This is a genomic window from Pedobacter sp. GSP4, from assembly GCF_051857575.1.
Lineage (GTDB): Bacteria > Bacteroidota > Bacteroidia > Sphingobacteriales > Sphingobacteriaceae > Pedobacter.
This window is the reverse complement of record NZ_JBPZIR010000001.1, coordinates 813,134-838,549: the sequence shown is the minus strand read 5'-3', so window position 1 is coordinate 838,549 and position 25,416 is coordinate 813,134. Positions and strand designations below refer to the sequence as shown.

Below are 25,416 nucleotides of genomic sequence, written 5' to 3'. Positions count from 1 at the left end.
TTGATCAAATTAGCTTGGTGATTGGTGTTTTATAAAAAGTAATTATAAAAAAATAACAATTATGGTGTTAAAAAAATAGATCAATTTATTCTTATTTGTTTAACTATAAATTGCATATTCGCAAATCGTAAATACAAAAACGCATGTTTGAAGCCATTTTATTAGGTATAGGTGCAGGGATTATTTCGTCGTTTTTAACAGGGCCGGTATTTTTTGCAATGATCAAAACCAGCATAGAAAGAGGCTTTAAAGCTGGTTTTTCTTTAGCTGTTGGGGTTATTATCAGTGATATTATTCTAATTGCCCTCGTTCTTTTTGGCAGTCAGTTTTTCGATTACAAAGCAGAGTTTGATAAATATGTAGGCAGTATTGGCGGTGTATTTCTGCTTGCTGTTGGTATTTATTACCTGGTTTCTAAAATTACCGTGCATTACGATAATACAACCTTGCAAAAGGTAAGCAAGCGTGGTTATGTAATCAAAGGTTTTTTAATGTGCATCCTCACACCTTCAACCCTAATGTTCTGGATTATTGTGAGCGGTATTATTTCGGTGAAACTGAATAATATGCTAAACGAAAAACTAGTGTGTTTCTTCATTGCCATGGCCACCCAGTTGAGCATTGATGGTGCAAAGAGCTTTTATTCAAGTAAACTCCGCTATAAGATTAAAGAAGATGCCCTTAAAAAGCTAAATAAAATTGCAGGGGTTGTAATCATCTTTTTTGCCTTCTGGCTCATTATCAAAACCTACCTGAAATTTTACGCATAAAAAATTAACAGCCCTGGCATATTCATACTGCCTGGTGTCGTTTGTGCCTTAGTGGTTAATATTATTTTTTGAAAAGCAATGTCAGTGTTACTATTAAGCGTTAGTCCTGCCAATGCTACAAGTCCTCACCCGGTGAAAAACCGGGCTGCGGGCTTTCCGCGTATGTCAGGTTTAGATGCGAAAAAGCAGTAATGTAAACTCAATACGACAGCAGCAATTGTTCGAAATCTACTTTGTGCCTTTGCGACTTAATGGTTAGCATTATGTAGATATGCTATCTATTACCTTAAAGCTTTAATAATACTTACAGTATGAAAGATTACTCTTTTAAGCTGTGAAAACGCGATGTCCTCAGTGGCTAATTGGCCTGTTACCAAAAAAAATAGCCCATATCAGCGATATGAGCTATTCGTTATTTTAAGTCTCCATCAGGAGATTTTGAAGTGCTAGTAAGCCCTTTGGTTGTTTCCTTCTTTCCAGTTAACAAAGGCCTTATTTACCACCTTGTTACCACCCGGTGTTGGATAGTTACCTGAAAAATACCAGTCGCCTTTATTTTTCGGACAAGCCTCATGCAGGTTCTCTAAACTTTGATAAATTACCTCAACCTCTGCAACAGTACCTTTAGGGGTAATAATCTGTGCAATTTTAGCCGAAATTTCTTCTGGTGTAAATGGTTTATAAATCTCCTTAACATGATTTACAATTTCCTCTTTAGGTAAAAGTAACGATGCCTTACATTTCGTATAAACATCTTCAATTACCTGCCACATGCCACGTTCGGTTAACAATTGGATAGCTGCATCAAAAGCCACAAACTGTCCCATACGGCTCATATCAATACCATAACAATCAGGGTAACGGATTTGAGGTGCAGAAGAAACTATAATGATTTTCTTCGGATGTAAGCGGTCTACAATTTTGATGATACTCTGTTTCAATGTTGTACCACGAACAATCGAATCATCCAAAGCCACTAAAGTATCTTGGTGGTTGTTGATAATACCATAAGTGGTATCATAAACGTGAGCTACCATTTCACTGCGGTCAGCATCCTGGGTAATAAAAGTTCTCAGTTTTACATCTTTTACCGCCAGTTTTTCTACTCTTGGTGCAAGGGATAACAATTCATCCAATTGCTCATCGCTTAATTGCTCTTTTTTATGTAAAAGGGTTTCTTTCTGGTGGTTACGTACATAACGCTGCACACCATCAACCATACCAAAAAAGGCTACTTCAGCAGTATTGGGTATGAACGAGAATACTGTATTTTTCAAGTCGTAATTTACGGCCTTCAAAATTTTATCGCTCAATAAACGGCCAAGCTGTTTACGTTCGCGGTAAATTTCTACATCACTTCCTTTTGAGAAATAGATGCGCTCGAACGAGCAAGATAACCTTTCGGTAGGCTCCCGGAACTGCTCCATGCTTACCTCACCGTTTTTCTTTATGATTAAAGCATGACCTGGATCGATCTCTTTAACATCTTTGAATTGGATATTAAATGCAGTTTGCAAAGCTGGTCGTTCAGAAGCAGCTACAACAATCTCATCATCGTAATAGTAATAAGCCGGACGGATACCCGCTGGATCGCGCATGATGAACGAATCGCCATTACCCACCATACCACAGATAGAATAACCTCCATCCCATGTTTTGGCCGAGCGGCGAAGAATATTTGCAATATCTAAATTATCAGATATTTTGTGGGTAATTGCAACGTTGTCGTGCCCTTCTTTTTTATACTGATCGAAAAGCTCCTGGTTTTCATCGTCCAAAAAGTGGCCGATTTTTTCCAGTACCGTTACGGTATCTGCTTTTTCTTTCGGGTGCTGACCTAATTCGTACAATTGCTCTAATAATTCATCAACATTGGTCATGTTAAAGTTACCGGCAATAACGAGGTTACGGGTCATCCAGTTGTTCTGCCTTAAAAAAGGGTGGCAGTTTTCAATACTGTTTTTACCATGTGTACCATAACGCAAATGGCCCATTAACACCTCGCCGATAAAGCTTACGTTGTTTTTGAGCCATTCTGTATCCTGCATTAGTTCAGGAGTGTTTTCTTGGATATCGACAAATTTGTTCTGTACATATTCGAAAATATCAGCTACCGCATTAGATGCCATGCTCCGGTATCGGCTAATGTACCTACTGCCCGGTTTCATATCCAGTTTAATGGTGGCAATACCTGCGCCATCCTGGCCCCGGTTATGCTGTTTTTCCATTAAAAGGTATAATTTGTTAAGGCCGTAAAGTGCTGTACCGTACTTTTGCTGGTAGTAAGAAAGTGGTTTTAACAGGCGAATAAAAGCGATTCCGCATTCGTGTTTTATCTGATCACTCATTGTGTGGGTTTGAAGCCGCAAAGTTATCCTTTTAAAACATTACTACCTAAACAAAAATGCTTTCTTTTGTCACAAGGGGGTTAATTTGAAACCATATAACTAAACCCGCTATTTAGAATTATTCAAAATAATTTGCTATTAACTACAATACTAGTTATAATTGCAATTCAGATATTAATTTATAAAAACCTAAAAACTATGAAAAGAAACTTTAGATTAACAGCCCTTATCGCAATCATTATCATTGGTTGCTTTTATTCATGTAAAAAAGACAATGAATTTAAAGAGAAACCCAGCCCTGAAGAAATTGTCAAAGCCCCAGAAAAATTTGGATACGAATTGGTAAAAAATAATGAAATTGGTCTAAAACAGTTAGACAGACAAAATCTTGATGATAATAAGATAACCGCTTATTACAATTCAAAAGAAAACTCAACATTATTAGTGAACAATAATGCAACAGCTAATCTTCCTGGTAGAGGACCAGTCTTCGAATTTAGTTCTTATGAATCCATTCAATCTGGTGATATGCAAGTGCAGGCGCCTAACATTGTTGATGACTCCAACGAATATGCAGATTTTGGTTTAATTTCCTTAAATGAAGTTGCTTGGGTATTAACTTCAGGCCGTATAAATGTTTCAAAAGGTAGCACAGTATGGTTTGGAGCGGACATGGGTTCTTTTAAATTAAATGGTGATGAACAATTTGAAAATCGTATACATTCTCTTAGATCTGCTATAGGAGTAGATCCAATTGGTTGGATAGTGGAAACAAATCGTTATTAATTTTTACTCACTAAAAATCCATCATTAATAGGCCAAAAGAAACGGCCTATTAATGATGGATATTTTCAATTATATTTAATATTTTATATAAAATAGCAATTCTCAGAGCTTGGGGGTTGAAAAATTATTTCTGCACGATATTACCAAAGCTAAAAGTAATCTGATTTTGTCTCCCTTATTCAAAATCACATATTATTAATTAGAACATTTCTAAATAACTTGCATAGTAAGTGTAAAATTCACACTTTTGCATCATTATTAAGATTTAGTCTAAATTGAAGAAACTTTACACATCCCTATTTTTTTTCCTGATTTGTTTCACAGCATTGGCACAGATCAAGAATGTGGTTACCGGAAAAGTGGTCGACCCGCAGAATAAGCCTTTGGAGCTTGTCAATATCAAAATTGTAGAAACCAACCAGTATGCCATTACCGATAAGTATGGCACATTCAGGGTTAATGGATCGGAAACGAACAACATCTTAACCCTCGAGTTTTCGTACATCGGTTACCAGAAGTTAAGCCGAACGGTAACCGTTAAAGCCGGAGAAACCAATATTGGCAACATAAGCTTAAAGGTTTTGGATTTAAGCTTAGAAAACATCGAGATTAATGCCAAAAGGAATTATTCGGGTTCTACCAACTCATCGCTGATTATTACCCGAGATCTAATCGAACAAACACCGGCATTGAGTGTAAACGATTTGTTAAATCAGATTCCGAACAGGAAAATTACTGCACCATCATTACAAAATGTTCAAAATTTAACACTCCGTTCAGCATTTGAACCAAGTACCGCAGCAAATCCTTTCGCATTAAATAATTCTTTCGGTGTTGCTATTATTCTTGATGGTAATAATATTAGTAATAATGCCAATATGCAGGGTTATAACCCGGGCTTAAGAGGATTAGGCTCAACAAGTATTAGCAGTAATGATTATGGATTGACAGGTACTACATCTACAAGTTCTTACACTGGTGATTTTGCATATGGGGGAACCGATTTAAGACAGATACCAGCAGATAATATTGAAAGCATTGAGGTTATAGCAGGTGTTCCTTCAGTCAAATATGGTGACCTTTCTGATGGCGCCGTTATTATAGAAAGACAAGCTGGAAAATCTCCTGCTTATATACGTATGCAAGTTCGAGATAATGCTACCTCTTATAATTTCTCAAAAGGTTATGTAATTAGTCCAAAATTAGGAAGTTTCAATGTGGGTATAAATTATGTTAATTCCTATGCTGATAATAGAGATAAAATAAAAGCATATAAACGAATTAATACAAACGCCATGTGGACCAACAGTTTCGGTCGTGATAAAAGAATAAAAAACACTTTAACATTTGATTACGGAAGAAACTTAGATGGAATAAAAAAAGATGATGATGATCCAACTAGCAGAATTGTAAATTTTAATAGTTGGAACATGAGTGTAAGTAATCGTACCAATTACCGATTGAGTGGCAGCTTTCTTAAAAATATTGGATTGAATTTGAGATATGGAGCTTCTCACCAGCGTAGTTATACAGAACAATTTGTAAACAGCCCATACATTTTATACAATAATGCAACAGAAACAGGATTAGTTAGCGGAATTTATGATAAGGGAATCTATACTGCAATCAGCGATGTTGATGGACGACCTATTACAGCATCTGCTCAAATTGATTTTAACTCAGAGTATAAAACCGGTAGTCTTACTCATTACTTAAATTTTGGCGCGAATTTTTCTTATGCAGCGAACAAAGGCTTAGGTAGGCTCTCAGATCCCGCAAGGTCAAGACCAGGATATAACACTACAGGCAATAACCTATCAAGTGGACCTTCTGAAAGATATTATGATTTTTCGCTGGCCTATGCTCAAAAAGATTTCGGTTTATATGCTGAAGATGTATTTTCAATAAAAGTTAATGGCCGCGATTTAAATTTTAGAGGGGGATTACGATTGGATGGACAAAATGGCCTTGTAACCTTGTCGCCCCGGACAAATATTAACTACCAATTGACTGAAGACTTTAGACTTGGTTTTGCCTATGGTCTTTCCGTAAAATCACCGGGATTAGGTCAGAGATATCCAGGGCCAACATTTGTTGATGTACCTTTAATTAATGCTTATAATGGAAACGCAAATGAAAGCGCCAGTATTTATTATGTACGAAGATATGATCCTGATGGCAGCAAATTAAAGTCATCTAAAGGACAGACTTTTGAGCTCTCCGGATTATACAAAATAAAGGACTATCAATTATCTTTTTCATTATTTCATAAACTCAATACACAGGGTTATAATACAGTTGTAGAAAGAGAAATTGTTACTCTTCCTCAGTATACAGCAGTATTTGTGCCTGGAAATAAACCTACACTAACAGTATCTGGAGAAAAGAGATTTTTACTAGCCCATAATGAATTTAATAATGATTTAAGATCCAATAATCAAGGTTTTGACATTATCTTAAATACGCCAAAATTTGATGCTATTTCGACTTCTTTTAGCGTTAGCGGTGGATTGTTCAGATCGGATTATCGCGAAACAGCTCCGAGAGCGGTAGCTCCTACTGCGGAAGACACTACATCACCTGATTATCCAATTACGGGTCTTTATGCTCCCCGTAAAAAAACCACCTATTTTAGCTCAGGAAGAATCACATCATCAACTCACATCCCAGCTATTAGTTTGATTATACAACTAACAGCCGAATTTAGTTTCTTAAATAAAACCATTTACAACGACAACGACGGTGTTCCTATTGCCTATTACACAAGAGATATACGTTATGTTGAAATAACAAACCCAGATCCAAAAAATACTGTGTATGGTCATTTATTCATACCAGAAAATGAGCTTATATCTGATAATCAATATAGAATATATTCCAATTACCATTTAAGTTTGGCAAAGGAAATTAAAAAGCGCTTTAAATTTGCTTTCAATGCTTATAATTTCCTGAATTACCAACCTAGATATCAAAGGCCAGGTACCATTACTGTCGTATCTCCAAATGGATCCCCAACATTCGGTATTGAGTTATCTTTAAAACTTTAATCATGATGAAAAAAATTGCACTAATTATAATCATTGGGTTGATGATTGCCTGCAAAAAAGACAATCAACCAAATGTTTTACCAACTGATTTAAATGTAAAAGTCACTTTCGATTTAGCAAATAGTGGTTACACATTTCCGGTCGAAAATATTACAATTAGAATCAAAAGCCTAATTTCTGGCAGGTATCGATCTCTTATTACAAATAATAAAGGCTTAGGTACTTTCAATGATTTACCAGCGGGGCGATACGATGTAGATGTGAGTTATACTGTATCTGCAGCTGACTATACTGCAATCACAGGTATAATTACAACAAAGCCGGTAATTTTTAATGCAGCAGAAAAAAACAAGTTGGTAAATAAAGATAATACTGCTGAGCTGACCCTAAATCTAAAAGCTGGTAACATTGGCAATTGGCTGGTTAAACAGGTGTATTATGCAGGTTCGGACAGAACTTTGGGTGCCTTGTATAGAGATCAGTTTATAGAAATTTATAACAATACAAATGAGGTTATGTATGCCGACAGTTTATACATAACCGAAATCTGGGGAAGACAAAGCACTACCAATACAACATATAATCTACAAACTAACGGGCAATATGATTGGTCTAAATCTTTAAATATGATTACAACTAATGGGGATCCAAATACTGATTTTATTTATGCAAAAACACTATGTATGATCCCTGGAAATGGCAAAGCCTATCCCGTTAAGCCTGGGGAGAGTATTGTATTAGCTCAAACGGCATTAAATCATAAATCTCCATTTACAGGCACTGATGGTGTAACTATTTCTGTTCGCAATCCAGAATTGACAGTAGATTTAAGTAAAGCAGACTTTGAAGCCTATTATGGCTCTTTCGTACCCCGACCACTCGATTCCGATATCGACAATCCTTTGGTCCCAAATGTTGAAGTGCTTTCATACACTGGTACTGATATGATTTTGGATAATACAGGAAGAACTGGTATTGCTATTTTTAAAGTGGATGGGACACAAAATGTAAAAAACTGGCCAATGTATAATGAGCCTAGTAAAACTACACCGTCATCAACAGCGCGTAAGTATTATCAAATCCCGTCGAAATATATCATCGATGCAATGGAAATACAGCCTAACGTAGCTTCATCCAGATTACCTAAAAAACTCGGTGCTGATCTTGATGCTGGGTTTGCATTTGTTCCTAAAGGAGCTTACACATCCCAGTCTGTTATCCGTAAAACAGAAAAAATAGAAAATGGGAGGGTAATATTAAAAGATACGAATAACTCTACAGAAGATTTCGACTTTTTAGACATCGCTTTACCCAGAGCTTTCAAATAACATATACCAACAACGTACCATTAAATTACATGAGAAAACTCATCCTTATATCAATATTAACGATCACTTCAATGTCCAATCTTTTTTCACAAACAAAAAAGGATGTTGCCAGTGATCAATCATTATTGAGCAAAAGCTACTCAATCGACTCAGCATTAACTCAACTATACCAATTTTCGAAAGAGAACCCAATATTTATGGGAAAAATGATGCCTAATAAATATAATAACCTAACTATAAGATATGATTTGGATAAAGGTCACTATATTCCCGTACAAGGTGCTTCTAAAATTGAATCCATATCATTATTTAGTGAAGGTAAAACAACTTTAGAAAGGTTTCATCTTTATGGGGCTTTCAACTATTTAAAAAGTACCGAAGATAGTACCCGTTGGTCACATCAATCAAGATTTAGCAATAGCTCTCCATATTATTTTGGCTCAATAAAGAACAATCATTATGAACGCTCCGTTTACAAAATCAATGCAGCAGTAAGCAGATCAATGATAGGTAATAATTTACCTCTAGCCTTAGGTTTAGATTACAGGATAGGAAACCATTTTAGCAATAATGATCCAAGGAGCGATGTTAGGGATTTCCAGTTAAACCTAAATCCATCTATTGGATACGAGATAACTAAGTCGCTATTGGTTGGTGTTGGTTATCAGTACGGATATGGAAGGGAACAAATAAAAGTTGGGTATAAAAACAGCACCTATACTGAAAATACTGTTGCCGACAATTATGTTAATTACTTAATGACAGGTTATAGCGGAGCCCAACAGTTTCAGCAGAAAAACCTACTGTCATATGATAATAACCAAGATAGACAGTACGCCAAATTCTTCGCTAAATATATGCTTAGTTCTAAAGATAACCTCATTCTATCTTTAAAAAAAGGCAAGGAATCTCAGCTTTTTAAAAGAAATTTAACTAATGCTATTGGATATAATGCTTTTATGACCTATGATATTAAAAGTACCAGCGCAAATTTGATTTGGCACAGAAATACTGAAAAAGATCAAATTAACTTGGCCGTTAGCTATAATTATGATGAGGGTGAAGCTTATGATAATGCACTTGCAGGCATAAATTACATTGATGACAGAGAAAATTATGGCTTCAATCTGTTTTATACCTTGAAAGGCAAAAATGGATTAATTAATAATATAAATTTTGGTATTCAACATGCTGAAGACATAAAAAAAGATGGGAACTATTTAGTTGACATTGATTATAGTAGAATAAACTTTAATGCAGGCTGGGGAATAAATAAGCAATTTAGCAAAAACCGTAGCTTTGGAGCATCTCTTTCTGCGAGTTATAGCTTAAAATCAGCGTCCAGTTTCTTTGCGCCAATTGAAAATGAAAATATATTTTACAACTATGTAATATACCCCGATTATCAATTCAATACTTCGAACAACTACGGAATTGGGCTTGCAGCAGATTATTCATTTCCAACATATAAGGGTATACAGACTTCCATTAAACTTTCAGGAAATTATATACAGCGTGTTGGAAATTATGTGGATCTTCAAAGAACGATCTTTAATACTCCCGGCAAAGACCGTTTTTCTTCCAATATCAGCTTAAATCTTTATTTTTGATCCCATGAATAGAGTTTTTGCTGCGCTTACCATCGTTCTCGCCGGATTAATCTTATTTTCTTTTCAATCGGCTGATTTTAATGATGATGATGAACTGAGTATAGATAGCCTGCGCAAAGTATATTCAAAACCTACCGATCAATGGCCAAAACCTACGGTAGATCAGGGTGCGGTTTTTCAGGAACTTGGCGAACTCCCTCCTTCTCCGGTTGATTTAAAAAACGACTCGGTAAAGCAAGTGGTAGAGCTGGGTAAAATTTTATTCTTCGATCCACGTTTATCGGGCTCCAACCAGATTTCGTGCTCCAGCTGCCATGCACCAGATTTACATTGGACAGATGGCCGCCAGGTATCAATTGGGCATGATCATTTAAGCAATATCCGCAATGCGCCATCATTAGAGAATGTTTGGTTTTACAAGCGCTTATTTTGGGATGGCCGGGCAAACAGCTTGGAGGAGCAGGCCGGTAGTCCGGTGGCGGCACACAACGAAATGCACCAGGATATGAAAGCTTTGCCTAAAAAACTAAGCAAGATTAAGGGATACCAGCCTTACTTTACCGCTGCATTTGGCTCGAGAGAAATTACCAATAAAAGGGTTTTCGAGAGTCTGGCAACTTTTCAGCGCAGCATTGTGAGCCGTAGAACCCCTTTCGACCGCTTTTTGGCGAAAGATAAAAAAGCCTTAACCGATCAGCAATTGGTGGGCCTGCACCTGTTCCGCACCAAAGCACGCTGCATTAATTGCCACAACGGGCCATTTTTTACCGATAACGAGTTTCATAACGATGGTTTAACCTATTATGGCCGTAAATATGAAGACCTTGGCCTGTACAATGTAACAAAGAAAGCCGAAGACGTGGGTAAATTTAAAACACCTGGTTTAAGAAATGTGATGAAAACTGCACCATGGTTCCACAATGGCCTTTTCCCCGATATGGATGGCGTAATGAACATGTACAATGTGGGTATGCCGAACCAGCGTGTTAAACCTGAACAGGTAAATGATCCTTTATTACCAAAAAACGATAAGTTGTTAAAAGGTTTAAAACTGAGCATTGCCGAAAAGGATGCAGTAGTTGCCTTTTTAGAAGCTTTATCATCGCCAACGGTATTGGTGAGGGTTGAAAAGTTACCGCAGTAAGTGAGTTTGGAGTGCTGAGCCTGGAGTTTTGAGTTGCTTGACAGACTATAGTTATCAGTCCTTAGTATCGAGTCTATAATCTTTAGTCAGTTAGTTGCTTAAATGGAATGAGTAATGTAGAAAGCTTCATCCCCCAGGGAGCAACGAATCTATTGCTCATGCAACCTTCATCCCCTGGGCGGGAACACATCTAAGGGCTATGAAACCTTCCCACCGTGCGCAGTGGCAAATCAAGTAAAAGAGTTGGGAGTTGCGAGCTTGGAGTTGGGAGTATCCAAGTGATTAACCCTTTCCCTCTGTTAAACATATTCAGTTTGCAGTTACCAATGAACAAATGACCATTGAACAAATGAACTATCGAACTACATCTTACCCGATTTCAGCGCTTCTCCAAAAAATATCGAGGCATGTTCATCAAAAGCTGCCGGATCGCCACTGGTATAGAAATGCCTTTCGCCTTGCTTAGCCAGTTTTTCTTCGATTTCAGGATGTCTTCCCAAATAATCAACCAAACTATCGGCTACGATATCGCCTTGCGCCAAAACACTTATATGATCGGGAAATACCTGTTTTAGTTTTGGCATTAACAATGGGTAATGCGTGCAGGCCAACAATACACAATCTATGGCATCAGATTGTGCCAACAGCTGACTGCAATATTCGTTGATAAAGAAATCGGCTCCTGATTGTAAATGTTCGTTGTTTTCGATAAGCGGCACCCACATTGGGCAGCTCTGCTGAAAAACTTTGATATCAGGAAAAAACTTATTGATTTCTAACAGATAAGATTGGGAATTTACCGTGCCACGGGTACCCATTACGCCAACCTGTTTGGTACTGGTGTATTGATTTATAACTTCGGCAGTGGGCCTGATTACGCCCAATACCCTCCTATCAGGATATTTGGCCGGCAGATCGCGCTGTTGTATGGTTCTGAGTGCTTTTGCAGAGGCCGTATTGCAGGCCAGGATAACCAACTGGCAGCCTTTTGCAAATAGCCACTCCACACATTCTAAAGTATATTTATAAATGGTATCAAAAGAATGATCGCCGTAGGGCGAGCGGGCATTATCGCCCAGATAGATATAATTGTACTGTGGCAGTCGGTCGGCAATAGATCTAAAAACGGTAAGCCCGCCATAACCTGAATCGAAAATACCTATCGGGGATACCTGCATACTTATTTAAAGGTTAATTGGTTAAATCGGTTAACTGGTTAATTGACGTTTACGTTGTAAAGTTAATTGTAAAGTTTGGAAGTTACGATGTTGAAACATTGAATTGTTTTACCACAACCTGAACAGCAACTTTAAAACTTACCAACCTTAAAATAGGCAAAAAAAAGCGGAACTAAGTTAAACTTAATTCCGCTTTGTATTTTGAACAGGATAGGAGACTTTAGACTCCCAACTCTGGACTACTTTTTAGGTGCAGCTGGTTTTGCAGCAGTTGCTGTAATGCCTAATTTAGTTTTAACTGCGCCAGTGATATCATCACCACCTTCCCAGAAAACCAAATTGTTGCCACCTTGTCCGTTAGCAATGTCGAAAACATATGCCAAACCTTTTTCTTTAGCTACAGCAGAAATTGCAGTTGCCACTTTAGCTTGGATAGGTTGGAATAACTCACCTTGTTTAGTACCTATATCTTGTGAAGCTTTGGTACGGGCATCAGTGATACGTTTTTCTAAATCCTGTAATTCCTGGCCAGCAACCTGTAATTCTTTACCTACAGTTTCTTTGTTTGCCTCGCTTAAAGTTTTTTCTTTTTCCTGTGCGTTTTTCAATTTGGTCTGATATTCTTTGATCATTGCATCAATATCAGCCTGTTTTTGTTTACCCAAGGTTTCTAAAGTTGTTTGTGCCGTTTTAGCCTCTGGTAAATTTGCAAATACCTCTTCAGAATTAATGTGCCCTAATTTTTGTTGTGCACTTGCCATATTCGCTGTAAACAATAAACCTGCTGCTACAAAGAATACGTTAATTAACTTTCTCATCGTTCTATTTTACTTTTTTTATTTTTTCTAATTGTTTTTCCTTAAAATCGAGGGCCGAATATACTAATTATTTACAGTTCCCGGCTTGTAACCTAATTTTACAATTACATCATTACTAACATCGTAACTGCTGCTTGCATAAATCATCATAGTTGCCTCGCTGCTCTTGTCGAAGATAAAATCAAGATACTTAGATTTTGCAATCTGTTTAATGGCATCGGCAACTTTATCCTGTATCGGCTTAATTAATTTACTCCTGCTCTGAAAAAGATCGCCATCTGGGCCAAACTTGGCACGTTGAAATTCTTTGGCCTGTTTTTCTTTTTCGATAATTTCGTTCTCGCGGCGCTTGCGCATATCATCGGTTAACAAAACCTGATCTGCCTGGTAAGCTTTGTACATGCGGTCTATTTCAGAAAAGTTCTGATCAACCTGCTGTTGCCATTGTTTAGAGGCTACCTCCAACTGGCTCAGTGCCGATTTATATTCTGGCAAATGCTTCAAAATATACTCGGTGTCTACATAAGCAAACTTTTGTGCAAAGGCACCAAAGGATGCGCAAAGTAGGAATGCGATAAAAAGATACTTTTTCATTTGTGTGTGTGTTTAATGATATCGTTAATAACCTAAGTTTTGTTTAAACTCAACTTGCAATGATTTATTGCATAATTAGTTAATTTTTTATTCTTTATCAATTAAAATCCACCTAATTGTTGTGCGATACTAAAGTGGAACTGTCCTTTGTTCGCATCTGGCAGGCCAGGTATTGCATCAAAACCATAACCATAATCAATACCCAATAAACCAAATATCGGCAAGAAGATACGGGCACCCACACCAACTGATCTTCTGATATTGAACGGATTAAAATCGTTAAACCTGTTCCAGGTATTACCGCCCTCAGCAAAAGCCAAAACAAACGCTGTTGCCTGCTGGCTCGCAATAACCGGGTAACGTGCCTCTAATACATATTTGGTATAAATCGGGCTACCAGATTGCTGCGCGATATTTGGATCAGAACCTACCGGGATAACGGTATTGTTTGAATAACCACGCATGGCAATTAACTCAGATCCCTGTAAGAAATCGAAGCCCTGCATACCATCACCACCCAGTTTAAAACGCTCGAATGCTGATTGGCCTACGGCTTTGTTGTACTGACCTAAGAAACCAAACTGTGCCTGAGCTTTAATAACCAGGTTACCTGCAACACGTTGGTACCATTGCGAATCGAATTTCCATTTGTGGTATTCGGTAAAGCGGTATTTCTGTTTATCAGAAGCCGTTGCATAGTTTACTTTGTTAAACAATGAATATGGCGGCGTTGCCTGAATTGTGAAACGCAGATACGAACCTGATTTAGGGAAAATTGGCGAATCTCTTGAATCGCGGCTAATCTCTTGTGATAAGTTTAAGTTATATGATGTACCAGTGCTGAATAAATAACCTGAATAATTATTTAAGATATACTGTTGCAAGTTCACCGCATGGCTTAACTGGAAATAGTTATCAGGCCAGTTTAACCTTCTGCCCAAACTTACGGTAACACCATTTAAACGGATTTTCTGAAACTGTGCATTATCCGAGCTCAATCCGTTTGATTGTAATGAAGTAAATGCACTGATACCAAAACTTACCGGTTTCTCGCCACCAAACCAAGGTTGAGAGAAAGAGAAACTGTATGATTGGTAATATTTACCGTTGGTTTGTCCACGTAAGCTTAATTTCTGTCCATCACCTTTTGGTAATGGTTTATAAGCTTTTAGATTAAACAGGTTACGTAAAGAGAAGTTGTTAAAGGTTAAACCTAAAGTACCGATAATACGGCCACCACCAAAACCACCCGATAGCTCAATCTGATCGGAAGGTTTTTCTTCTACTGCATACTCAATATCCACAGTACCATCGGCCGGGTTAGGGCGCGGGGTTGGAACCGTTTTTGATTCGTCAAAGTTACCCAACTGACCAATCTCACGGATGGTACGGATCAGATCACTTTTGTTAAATTTCTGTCCCGGTTTGGTACGGATCTCCCGTAAAACAACTTTATCATTGGTAATGGTGTTACCTTTTAAAGTAATCCGGTTGTTGGTATACTGTGGTCCTTCGTACATGCGCATTTCCACATCAACCGTATCGCCATAAATTTTAGTCTGTACCGGATCGATGTTGAATGTTAAATATCCGTTATCGGTGTACATACTGTTAATGTCGCCACCGTTTTCGCCACCACCGTTTAATTTTTTATTTAATTTCTCTTCGCTAAAAACATCACCTTTTTCAATGGTTAATACTTTTTGCAGAATACTGTCGGGATAAATGGCATTACCAGCCCAGGTAATGTTACCGAAATAGTATTTTTTACCTTCGTAAAGATCCATTCTGATATTTACGCGTTTCTTGTTGTATTGGTAAATGGTATCTTTTAACAGCTCAGCATCACGGTATCCTTTTTCGTGCATTTTGGCAATCATTTTCACCTTGTTCTCTTCGTATTTCTCTTTCGAGAATTTACCGGAACCCCAAAAGCGCCACCATGCAAACTGCTTAGGGTTTTTAAGGAATTTTCTGAGCTTGGCCGATCTGAAATCTTTATTACCGGTAAAGTCGATATGCTGCACCTTTACACGGCTTCCTTTATCGATATTTGCCTCTAACACCACACTGTTTTCGGCATTTGGGTCTTTACGGGTTTTATAATCGATGGTGGTAAAGAAAAAGCCTTTATCCAACATGTATTTTTTAACAATGGCCGATGTGGTATTGTAAAGGTTATCGTTTACGATTTTACCTGTTTTATCGTTTAGTTTTTCCTGAATGGCAGTTCTCTGCGATTTGCTGATCCCTTTTAAATCGATTGAACTTAAACGAGGGCGCTCAACCACTTCAATTTCGAAGTAAACCGAATCCTGAACAAATTTTTCGACATTGATCTTCACATCATCGAACAAGCCCTGTGCCCAAAGCGTTTTAATCGCATCAGATGTAGCTTCGCCAGGAAGAACAATCTTATCCCCCTTGGTTAGTTTAGATAAGGTAATTAAAACCTCTTTATCTAAATATTGCGTTCCGATAACTGTGGTACCACCAATGATATATTCTTTTGGACTAAAATAATCGAGATCTAAGCCACCAACCTTTAAAGAAGGGGTTGCCGGTGCCTGACCTTGTGGACGTACTTGAGCAAAGGCCGGAGCGGCTAAAACTAGTAGGATTAAAACTTGAAATATTCTTTTCATTAAAATAATTTGTTCAGTAATGGCCACAAGTTCAACAATGTTTTTAAAGCAAAAATTTCTTTAAAGTGTTGCCTTCTTATGGTTTCATTTATCGTATAAAAGTGGTGCTAAGTTAGTTTAAACGCTTGTTAAAAAGTGTTAAAAGAAAAATTAGTTTAATTGTTCGCTAATTTTACCAAAACGGCGTTCGCGTTTTTGATAGTCTACAATAGCCTCAAAAAGATCTTCACGTCTGAAATCCGGCCATAAAACATCAGTAAAATAAAACTCGGTATAGGCCATTTGCCATAGCAGGTAATTGCTTATCCGGTGCTCGCCACTGGTTCTGATCATCAGCTCAGGATCGGGCATATTTACTGTTGTCAGTTTCGACGAAAATAGGTCCTCGCCTATATCATCCAACGAAATGGCATTATCTTTTACTGCCGCAGCAATTTTCTTGGCTGCTTCTATAATTTCCCATTTTGCACTATAACTCAGCGCAAGTGTTAAGGTACATTTCTCGTTATGGGCAGTTTTGGCCATGGCTTCTTTTAAATCATCTATGCACTCTTGTGGCAAAGATGCAATATTGCCGATGGCATTAAGCTTAATATTATTTTTATTAAGTGTTTCGGTTTCTTTGTTGATGGTAGAAATCAGGATCTGCATCAATGCATCTACCTCTTCTTTTGGCCTGTTCCAGTTTTCAGTAGAAAAAGCATACAGGGTAAGGTACTCAATACCCACCTCTACGCAGCCTTCTACAATATCTTTTACCGAAAGTACACCCTGCTCATGTCCGAAAACCCGCACTTTACCCTGGCCCTTTGCCCATCTTCCATTGCCATCCATAATTACGGCAATGTGCTTTGGCAGGCGGCTATAGTCTATTTGTTCTTTAAATCCCATTAATTATATCAAAATCAGCTTAAAAGGAATAGCATTTTGAGGATACAAAGGTAAAAGATATGCCAACACTAACAAATAGATAAGTGTCCCTTTTTCGAAAATCGCCTCTTTGGGTCCCTGGCTGTCCGATATGTTTAAGGGAAGGATCGGATAAATTGACCTGATTTTGGCCATTTCCCCTAAATACCTGGTTAACTGGGTACCTTCCGCTTACATCGTCAATATAATCAGTTGAGGGGGTTCTGTAACCCAATTCGGTAAAAACGCTCCAGGTATCTTTGTAGTTATACCGTAAACCTAAACCGTATGGAATGGTTAGTACCACATTTTTATAGCCATTTTCCTGTCCTTCGGTAGCTAACCTATCCAACCTGTATTTTTCCCCGTCTACTTTTACAGTTGGCTTAAAAATAACCAAACCTGCACCTGCAAACAGGTAAGGTGTAAACTGCCTGGTTCCGCCGCCAAGGTTGAAATTAAAAAAATTGAAATCTATTATTCCGCTAAATTCGTTCAGGGTAGTTTTAAAACGCAGGTTCCTTTCGCGGAGCTGTTCGTTACTTGAATTTGCATCATCGGCTTTTACCTGCCCCAGCGTATAATTTAAACGTAGGCCCAGGTATTGGTTAAAATTGCGCTTTACGTACGCACCACCGGATAGGCCACTGATCTGCAAGGGATTATTGAGATTAAGATCGCCCATGTAACCTGCACCGCCCGCCATTAATCCAAGCTCCCATGAGGGTTCGCCTATCATTGCACGTTGTGCACGGACAAGCTGCCCGCTTAAGATAAAAAAGAGGAGAATTAAAAGGCGTTTATTTGGCGTCATACTTAGTAGTTACGGGTATCAATGCCCCATAATAATTTATTCCTTAACGTGTTTAAATACGTTTCATTGTTAAGGCGGATAAGATTTACACAAAAATCGGCTTTTTTTATGGCAATTTTTACCGAACGCTCTACGGTTACGGTGCGGCTATCGCAAGAAACCAAAAATTTCGATTCCCTTGCTTCTACCTCAAAAGAAAGTTTGTTGCTATCGGGCACCACTACCGGCCGCACGTTTAAGTTATGCGGTGCAATGGGGGTAACTACAAAATTTTTCGAATCGGGGTAAATAATTGGTCCACCGCAGCTTAACGAATAAGCAGTTGATCCGGTTGGGGTGGCTATAATTAATCCATCGGCCCAATAAGAATTGATAAACTCATCATTCATAGAGGCATGGATAATCATCATGGCCGAATTGTCCCTGCGGTGGATGGTAATATCATTCAATGCAAAGTTTTCTTCACCAAACAGGCCGTTATCCGATTCGAGGGTAAGCAGCGAACGGGTATCCAAAGTATATTCCTTATTGATCAGGGCATTAAGCGCCGAACCGATTTCATTTTTGTTGATACTGGCCAAAAAGCCCAACCTCCCAAAATTGATCCCGATTACAGGGATGCCTGAATTGCGGATCAGGGATAAGGTATCCAATAGCGTACCATCGCCCCCTAAACTTAGCAATACATCGGCATGTTCTTTTAATTCGCTATGGTTATGAAAAATAACGGTATTTGCCGGAAGCTTGATTTTGCCGTGTAGGGATGTTTTAAATTTCGAATATAAAACCGGTTGGATATGATGATCGGCCAGGTGATTAAAAACCTCTTGCACATAGGGCAAAACTGTATCATTAAAATCCCTGCCGTAAATTGCAATCCTCATAAAACAGGTTTATACATTTAAATAGTTCATGAAAGAATCGTAACGCTCCTGCGATCCATCATCAATCTGTGTGTTGTTGTATACTTCTTTTACCTGATAATCATACCGTTCGAAAGAAGCTACTAACGAAGTAATTTCAGTTTTATTTACTTTTAGGGTAACCTCTAAACGGGTAGAATCTTCGAAAGAATTAACGTAAGAGGAAAGGATCTGTGCATTATCGGCCTCTACAATCTGCGCAATGTGCGCCAGCGAATTATCACGGTTGCTGATTTCCAGAACAATAATACCGCCGGGTTCGTTTACTGCATATTGCTGCGCAACGGCATCAACAATGTTATTGATCGCAATTAGGCCAACATAATTTTTCTGCTGGTCTAAAACCGGAACTGCAGTAAGTTTTAGCTGGCTCAACAGCCTGATTACATCGTAGGTATGTGCATCGCTGAGCACAAAAACATTCAGCATATTTACCGATGCATCGTTTAAAAGCGTATCGTGATTGTGTATGTTCAACAAATCATCTTCAGCAACTATACCCAAAAAAGCAGCTTCATTAACCACCGGCATATGCTTTAGTTTAAATTCGTTCATACGATCTAAAGCTTTTTGCACCGTGTCATCGGCCCTTAAGGTTGGTATAACATTCGATATGATTTCTGCAGCAAACATTATTTCAGCAATATTCTATCTAAAAATTTCTCTAAATAAGCGTTAAATATTTCAGGATGTTCCATCATGGGTGCATGCCCACATTTATCTACCCAGTTTAATTCAGAATTAGGCAAAAGCTCGTGAAACTCTTCTGCTACTTCTGGAGGGGTAACTTTATCATTTTTTCCCCATATCAATGAAACCGGAATGGTAATTTTAGATAGTTCTTTGGCCATGTTGTGTCGGATTGCCGATTTTGCCATGGTTAAGATCCTGATTACCCTCGAGCGGTCATTAACGGTTTTAAATACATCATCAACCAGTTCTTTGGTTGCTGTTGCAGGATCGTAAAATGTAAATTCTACTTTTTCCTTTATATAATCGTAGCTCTCCCTGCGCGGAAAAGAACCACCAAAAGCATTTTCGTATAAGCCTGAGCTTCCTGTTAATACCAGTGCCTTCACAAATTCTTGATGGGCCACTGTAAATACAAGTCCTACATGCCCACCTAACGAATTACCAACAAGAACTACCTGATTTAAACCTTTAAACTTTAAAAAGCGGTGCAGGTACCTCGAAAGTGCTTTTACACCCAGTGTTAAAATCGGCAGATCGTAAATTGGCAAAATAGGGATAATTACACGGTAGCGATCTTTAAACTGTTCTATTACCAGCTCCCAATTGCTCAATTCGCCCATCAGGCCGTGCAGCAATACCAGTGTCTCGCCTTGTCCAGCTTCAATGTATTTAAATCCGTCTTCTTCTATTATCTGGTATGTCATATATATTTTAAGATGGTACTGTGCTACTAAGTTAGTAGAGTAAAATTAAATTTTTGCATTTCTTTGCCATTTTTCTGAAATAAAATCGAAAACGGTCTAAAAACCTAATTTGAGCACCAAGAAACGAGTATCATGTACTTTAAGCCTCTAGTATAAGGATCTCAATAGCCGTTTAATAAGCTTCATGATTCAGTCTTTCAACTTTAGTTTTTCAGCTTTCAGCCTTTGCCTCTATACTTTCCGCTTTGATTTCCCTATGCTAATTTTTCTTTTACTATTTCGGCAATTAACTTCCCATCTGCTTTGCCGGCAAGTTCTTTATTGGCCAATCCCATTACCTTACCCATATCTTTAACCGATGTGGCTCCAGATTGTTTGATTACGCCTTCGATAATTACCGCAACCTCTGCCCTATCCAACTGTTTTGGCAAAAACTGGTTAATCACTTCAATTTCTTCTTCTTCTACCTGATATAGATCTTCGCGGTTTTGCTGTTTATAAATATCAGCAGATTCGCGGCGTTGCTTAATCAGTTTCTGAAGAATTTTAAGTTCGGTTTCTTCTGTAATTTCCTCTGAAGATCCTTTTTCTGTTTTAGCCAAAAGCAAAGCAGCCTTTATAGCCCTTAAACCTCTTAACTGTGCATTATTTTTAGCCAACATGGCTTTTTTAATCTCTTGATCTATGGTTGTTGATATCATCTTTTTTGGGTTAATCGGTTAACTGTTTAAATTGGTTAATTGTACAAATCGGTTAACTGTTCGATAAGTATAATTGGTTAATTGTTAGCTAAAAGCTAAGCATGGTTAACTGGTTAATGTTTTAATCGTTCTATTAATATATTGTTTAATTTCTCGATGTTAAACGCAAATCGCCTCACTCAAGGCAAGCGCAAAACAGTTAACCAGTTTATACAATTTAAACAATTAACCTCTGTTTATAATTGTTGCTGTTGCCTGTGCAGTTGGCATAATCAGCATGTCGTTAATATTTACGTGCTTAGGCCTGCTTACCACATACCATATTGCATCGGCTATATCATCGGCAATCAGGGGTTCGAGGTTTTCGTAAACTTTTTTTGCCCGGTCTTCATCTCCTTTGAAGCGCACCACCGAAAATTCTGTTTCTACCATGCCCGGATTAATTTCGGTAACCTTAATCCCGTGCGGAAGAAGATCAATGCGCATCCCCTTACTCAGGGCATCAACAGCGTGTTTACTGGCACAGTATACGTTGCCGTTCGGGTAAACTTCTTTACCTGCTATAGAACCGATGTTGATGATATGCCCGGAACGGTTGGGGATCATCCAGTTTGAAACAATTTTGGTTACGTAAAGCAGTCCTTTTACATTGGTATCAATCATGGTGTCCCAATCATCAGTATTTCCTTTATCAATCGGATCTAAGCCCTGGCTTAAGCCAGCATTGTTGATCAACACATCGATTTTTTTCCAATCCTCAGGCAAAACGTTTAAAGCGGCAGTTAAACTTTCTTTATCTCTAACATCGGCAAAAACCTGTTTAATTGCAATACCATATTTATCTGCCAAATGATGTGCTATTTTAGCCAACCTATCTTCACGGCGGGCCAACAACACCAAATTATAACCTTGTTGGGCAAAGGTATGCGCACAAGCTTCGCCAATACCAGAAGTTGCACCTGTAATTAATGCGGTTTTAGACATATTTATGAATTTAAGTCCTGGTAAATCTCTTGGAACAGTACCTTAGGATTTACCTGTTGAGGCAAAGGTAAGTTTTTTGGATTGTAAGGACTACTGAAAAATCAAACTGAAGGTGAATTGACGCAATTTCAACTTATCAATCGGATTGGCATAGGCTGTATTATCGTGCTTGAGCAGATCGCTGGTTGAATAGGATAGCTTTAGCTCGGGCGACATTTTGAAATATTCGAAATAAATATCAAAACCAATCCCGGTTTCGTAAGAGAAATAACTCCGTTCGTTTTTGAGCAGCTTGTTCACGGCAGTTTCCCCTTCATCAAAAGTTTTCTTTTTCGATGCAATATCTATCGAATACTTTGCCCCGCCCAGCCAATAGGCCCTGAAATTATTTAACCGGTTCGATTTAATTTTAATGCCCAGTGGAAATTCGAACATGGTGGCCTGAACTTTCTTATCAACCAAAGTTTGAAAGTGCTTGGTCTGTCCGTTACCTACGTCAATTGGGTCGGTTGGTTCATATTCATAGCTTACCGTTCTATCGCTAAAAATCAGCGAGGGTGTAGATCGGATATCGAAATTGTCAGAAATGTTCCGGTTCATTACAAAACCCAGTCCAAAACCCTGCGATGGCTTGCTGGAAATGGCATTCAAAGAATTGGTAACCATGGTACCTGATGACGGATCGTAAGAAACCCCATTGCCATCGGGCACTTCGTAAAAAGGCGACCTCCAGTTTTGTTTTTTAAGGATTTTGTACTCAGCAGAAATATATTGAAAATTAAAACCAAAACTCCAGTCCTCATCATCTATTCCACCGCCCCAGTTTTGAGCAGAGGCAGCTACAGCAATAGCAGAGAGTGAAAGGATGAGGCTTAATTTTTTAATCATTTAGTTCCGGTATATATCGAACTTATTCCAAACGTTAAACTTTTATGTTTGGTACTTTTAAAACCAACTTTTTCCATCAAGGCAGTAAAATCTTCGCCATCAGGAAAAGCAGCTACCGATTCCGGCAGATAAGTGTAGGCACGGTGATCTTTAGAAAACAGTTTTCCAAAGAAAGGCGTTACCTGTTTAAAATAAAAACTGTACAGCTGTTTTACCGGAAAAACTTTGGGCTTTGAAAATTCAAGCACCACCATTTTTCCATCTGGTTTTAACACGCGGTACATATCGGTTAATCCTTTTTCGAGGTTTTCGAAATTACGCACGCCATAGGCACAGGTAATGGCATCGAAGGTGTTATCTTCAAAATGCAGACCTTCCGAGTCGCCTACCTGCACGGTAAAGGTTTCGTTCAGGCTCCGCTCGTTGATTTTCTTTTTGGCTACCTCCAACATGCCTTCAGAAATATCTACACCGATTACTTTTTCGGGATGAAGCTTTTTAATGGCCTCGAAAGCAAAATCGCCTGTTCCGGTGGCCACATCGAGCATGGTACGCGGATGTATAGAAACCAGTTCTTTTATTGCTTTTTTTCGCCAAAGCACATCGATACCCAACGAGAGAAAATGGTTTAAAAAATCGTAGGTGCCCGAAATATTGTTAAACATGGTAGCAACCTGCTCTTTTTTAGTGGCATCTTCTACCTGGTATGGAGTGATATTCTGATTCATGATATGGGGCAAAGATATATAAAAGAGTTTGCAGTTGGGAGTTTAGAGTCTGCAGTTTAGCATTCGTTTTAATCTTTACCAATCTCTGACGACGGCAGCTATTCTACCCTCAACGGCAAACTCCCAACTCAAAACTAATTGTTACCTTTGCGCTATGGTTATCAAAACGGCAACATTTGTTTGCAGCAACACCCAGGTTTCGGCTCTGCCGGTACCAACAATGCCCGAGTATGCTTTTATTGGCCGCTCTAACGTAGGTAAATCTTCTTTAATCAACATGTTGGTTAATCAGCATGGCCTGGCAAAAACTTCTCAGCGCCCGGGAAAAACTCAGTTAATCAATCACTTTCTGGTTAATGATGCCTGGTACATTGTAGATTTACCTGGCTATGGTTACGCCAAGGTTTCAAAAACCAGCAGAGAGAAATGGGAAAAATTTATCCGTGCCTATATTACCAAAAGGGAGAGTTTACAATGTGTTTTTGTTTTGATCGACAGCAGATTAGACCCGCAACAGATTGATATTGAGTTTTGCTATTGGCTCGGCGAAAAACAGATTCCTTTTTCTTTGATTTTTACCAAAGCAGATAAACAGGGAATGACAACCACACAAAAAAATGTAGCGGCATTTAAGAAAAAGCTTGGCGAGTTTTTTGAAGAAATTCCGGCTACTTTTATTACCTCGGCCGAAAAAGCTACTGGAAAAGACGACGTTCTGAATTTCATCAATGAGGTGAATAAGGATTTTGTTGTCCCGAAAGATTATAAGAAATTTTAACAGGTTCAATGGTTTATTAGTTCATTGGCCATTAGTTCATTGGTTCATTAGTAATCGACAATATGCCATTAATTATAATAACTATAAATCATCGACTATTAACACCGAAAACATTAACCAGTTAACCAATTTAAACAGTTAACCTTTTTCCGTAAATGAAAAAATACTTTTCACTCGTATTATTCGCACACTCGGTATTTGCCCTGCCATTCGCCATGATTGGTTTCTTTTTGGGGGTAACCACCACCGAAAATCCATTTTCTTGGTACAAATTAATTTTGGTTTTGCTGTGCATGGTTTTTGCCCGCAACTCGGCCATGGCTTTTAACAGGTATCTGGATAGGAACATTGATGCCAAAAACCCACGTACCAAAATGCGCGACATCCCTGCCGGTAAAGTTTCTGCAAACGAGGCCTTTATATTTGTGATAGCCAACTGTGTACTGTTTGCGGTAACAACCTATTTTATCAATCCATTGTGCTTTTATTTATCGCCAGTGGCCTTATTTGTGGTTTTATTTTACAGTTATACCAAAAGGTTTACGGCGCTCTGCCATTTGGTATTGGGCTTAGGCTTATCATTGGCCCCAATTGGTGCTTATATTGCTGTAACCGGTCATTTTGCACTTGTTCCAGTACTGTATTCGCTAACGGTACTTTTTTGGGTAAGCGGCTTCGATATTATTTATGCTTTACAGGATGAAGCATTTGACCGTGAAGAAAAATTACATTCTATCCCCTCGGCACTTGGCATAAAAAATGCTTTAAATGTTTCGGTACTTTTACATGTATTATCGGCCACCTGCGTAATTTTACCAGTTTTTTTCACATCCTTTAGTTGGGTGTATTACGTAGGTATTGTGTTTTTCTGTTCGATGTTGGTTTACCAGCACTTACTTGTAAAACCGAACGATATCAGTAAAGTAAACAGGGCATTTCAAACCTTAAATGGTTATGCATCGGTAATATTTGCCGTATGCTTTTTAATAGATGCGTATTTGAGACATAAATAGAAATGAGTGAATT

At 38.3% G+C, this 25,416-nt stretch carries 22 protein-coding genes; 8 read left to right on the top strand and 14 right to left on the bottom strand.

Going from position 1 to position 25,416, the window contains the following annotated elements:
- Nucleotides 1-143: 143 nt before the first annotated feature.
- The gene (locus ACS5PU_RS03405) at nt 144-770 is read left to right on the top strand and encodes a LysE family translocator (RefSeq protein WP_439457861.1); all 627 of its coding nucleotides are present in this window, start codon (nt 144-146) and stop codon (nt 768-770) included.
- A 446-nt stretch (nt 771-1,216) separates the two neighbouring features.
- On the opposite strand, the gene ACS5PU_RS03400 is transcribed toward ACS5PU_RS03405, so the two are convergent.
- Entirely contained in the window at nt 1,217-3,118 is a 1,902-nt protein-coding gene (locus ACS5PU_RS03400; protein WP_439457860.1) for an amidophosphoribosyltransferase, read from the bottom strand.
- A gap of 198 nt (nt 3,119-3,316) precedes the next feature.
- Between ACS5PU_RS03400 and ACS5PU_RS03395 the strand changes: the two genes are divergently transcribed.
- From ACS5PU_RS03395 to ACS5PU_RS03375, 5 genes are all read left to right on the top strand, one after another.
- Complete coding sequence (locus tag ACS5PU_RS03395; RefSeq protein WP_439457859.1) at nt 3,317-3,904, top strand: hypothetical protein; 588 nt, start codon at nt 3,317-3,319, stop codon at nt 3,902-3,904.
- Nucleotides 3,905-4,179: 275 nt separating this feature from the next.
- On the top strand, nt 4,180-6,951 hold the full coding sequence (locus ACS5PU_RS03390) for a TonB-dependent receptor (RefSeq protein ID WP_439457858.1): 2,772 nt from the start codon (nt 4,180-4,182) through the stop codon (nt 6,949-6,951).
- A gap of 2 nt (nt 6,952-6,953) precedes the next feature.
- The gene (locus tag ACS5PU_RS03385; protein WP_439457857.1) at nt 6,954-8,279 is read left to right on the top strand and encodes a DUF4876 domain-containing protein; all 1,326 of its coding nucleotides are present in this window, start codon (nt 6,954-6,956) and stop codon (nt 8,277-8,279) included.
- 29 nt (nt 8,280-8,308) lie between these two features.
- Nucleotides 8,309-9,889, top strand: coding sequence for a DUF6850 family outer membrane beta-barrel protein (locus ACS5PU_RS03380; RefSeq protein ID WP_439457856.1), 1,581 nt, complete (start codon nt 8,309-8,311; stop codon nt 9,887-9,889).
- Between the two features lie 4 nt (nt 9,890-9,893).
- Nucleotides 9,894-11,033, top strand: a complete 1,140-nt coding sequence (locus ACS5PU_RS03375; protein WP_439457855.1) for a cytochrome-c peroxidase — start codon at nt 9,894-9,896, stop codon at nt 11,031-11,033.
- 362 nt (nt 11,034-11,395) lie between these two features.
- On the opposite strand, the gene murI is transcribed toward ACS5PU_RS03375, so the two are convergent.
- The 13 genes from murI to ubiE form a co-directional block, all read right to left on the bottom strand.
- Nucleotides 11,396-12,211, bottom strand: coding sequence for a glutamate racemase (gene murI / locus ACS5PU_RS03370; protein ID WP_439457854.1), 816 nt, complete (start codon nt 12,209-12,211; stop codon nt 11,396-11,398).
- Nucleotides 12,212-12,450: 239 nt separating this feature from the next.
- On the bottom strand, nt 12,451-13,029 hold the full coding sequence (locus ACS5PU_RS03365) for an OmpH family outer membrane protein (protein ID WP_439457853.1): 579 nt from the start codon (nt 13,027-13,029) through the stop codon (nt 12,451-12,453).
- A gap of 63 nt (nt 13,030-13,092) precedes the next feature.
- Complete coding sequence (locus ACS5PU_RS03360) at nt 13,093-13,623, bottom strand: OmpH family outer membrane protein (RefSeq protein ID WP_439457852.1); 531 nt, start codon at nt 13,621-13,623, stop codon at nt 13,093-13,095.
- A 101-nt stretch (nt 13,624-13,724) separates the two neighbouring features.
- On the bottom strand, nt 13,725-16,268 hold the full coding sequence (bamA, locus tag ACS5PU_RS03355; RefSeq protein ID WP_439457851.1) for an outer membrane protein assembly factor BamA: 2,544 nt from the start codon (nt 16,266-16,268) through the stop codon (nt 13,725-13,727).
- Between the two features lie 150 nt (nt 16,269-16,418).
- Nucleotides 16,419-17,159, bottom strand: coding sequence for an isoprenyl transferase (locus ACS5PU_RS03350; RefSeq protein WP_439457850.1), 741 nt, complete (start codon nt 17,157-17,159; stop codon nt 16,419-16,421).
- A 19-nt stretch (nt 17,160-17,178) separates the two neighbouring features.
- Entirely contained in the window at nt 17,179-17,991 is an 813-nt protein-coding gene (locus tag ACS5PU_RS03345; protein ID WP_439457849.1) for a DUF6089 family protein, read from the bottom strand.
- A 2-nt stretch (nt 17,992-17,993) separates the two neighbouring features.
- A complete protein-coding gene (locus tag ACS5PU_RS03340; RefSeq protein ID WP_439457848.1) occupies nt 17,994-18,875 on the bottom strand; it encodes an NAD kinase in 882 nt (293 codons plus the stop codon).
- A 9-nt stretch (nt 18,876-18,884) separates the two neighbouring features.
- On the bottom strand, nt 18,885-19,547 hold the full coding sequence (locus ACS5PU_RS03335) for a CBS domain-containing protein (protein ID WP_439457847.1): 663 nt from the start codon (nt 19,545-19,547) through the stop codon (nt 18,885-18,887).
- Nucleotides 19,547-20,311, bottom strand: coding sequence for an alpha/beta fold hydrolase (locus ACS5PU_RS03330; protein WP_439457846.1), 765 nt, complete (start codon nt 20,309-20,311; stop codon nt 19,547-19,549). The genes ACS5PU_RS03335 and ACS5PU_RS03330 overlap by 1 nt, the downstream gene beginning before the upstream one ends.
- 254 nt (nt 20,312-20,565) lie before the next feature.
- Nucleotides 20,566-21,012, bottom strand: coding sequence for a GatB/YqeY domain-containing protein (locus tag ACS5PU_RS03325; protein WP_439457845.1), 447 nt, complete (start codon nt 21,010-21,012; stop codon nt 20,566-20,568).
- A 225-nt stretch (nt 21,013-21,237) separates the two neighbouring features.
- Nucleotides 21,238-21,996: an SDR family oxidoreductase gene (locus tag ACS5PU_RS03320; protein ID WP_439457844.1), complete on the bottom strand. Its 759-nt coding sequence runs from the start codon at nt 21,994-21,996 to the stop codon at nt 21,238-21,240.
- 90 nt (nt 21,997-22,086) lie between these two features.
- Complete coding sequence (locus tag ACS5PU_RS03315; protein WP_439457843.1) at nt 22,087-22,884, bottom strand: outer membrane beta-barrel protein; 798 nt, start codon at nt 22,882-22,884, stop codon at nt 22,087-22,089.
- Nucleotides 22,881-23,612 carry a bifunctional demethylmenaquinone methyltransferase/2-methoxy-6-polyprenyl-1,4-benzoquinol methylase UbiE gene (gene ubiE / locus ACS5PU_RS03310; protein ID WP_439457842.1) on the bottom strand — a complete coding sequence of 244 codons (732 nt, stop codon included), beginning with the start codon at nt 23,610-23,612 and terminating at the stop codon, nt 22,881-22,883. The genes ACS5PU_RS03315 and ubiE overlap by 4 nt, the downstream gene beginning before the upstream one ends.
- Nucleotides 23,613-23,766: 154 nt before the next feature.
- Here ubiE and yihA point away from each other — a divergent pair, with 154 nt between their 5' ends.
- Nucleotides 23,767-24,390, top strand: coding sequence for a ribosome biogenesis GTP-binding protein YihA/YsxC (yihA, locus tag ACS5PU_RS03305; RefSeq protein WP_439457841.1), 624 nt, complete (start codon nt 23,767-23,769; stop codon nt 24,388-24,390).
- 155 nt (nt 24,391-24,545) lie between these two features.
- Nucleotides 24,546-25,403, top strand: coding sequence for a UbiA-like polyprenyltransferase (locus tag ACS5PU_RS03300; protein WP_439457840.1), 858 nt, complete (start codon nt 24,546-24,548; stop codon nt 25,401-25,403).
- Nucleotides 25,404-25,416: the final 13 nt, after the last annotated feature.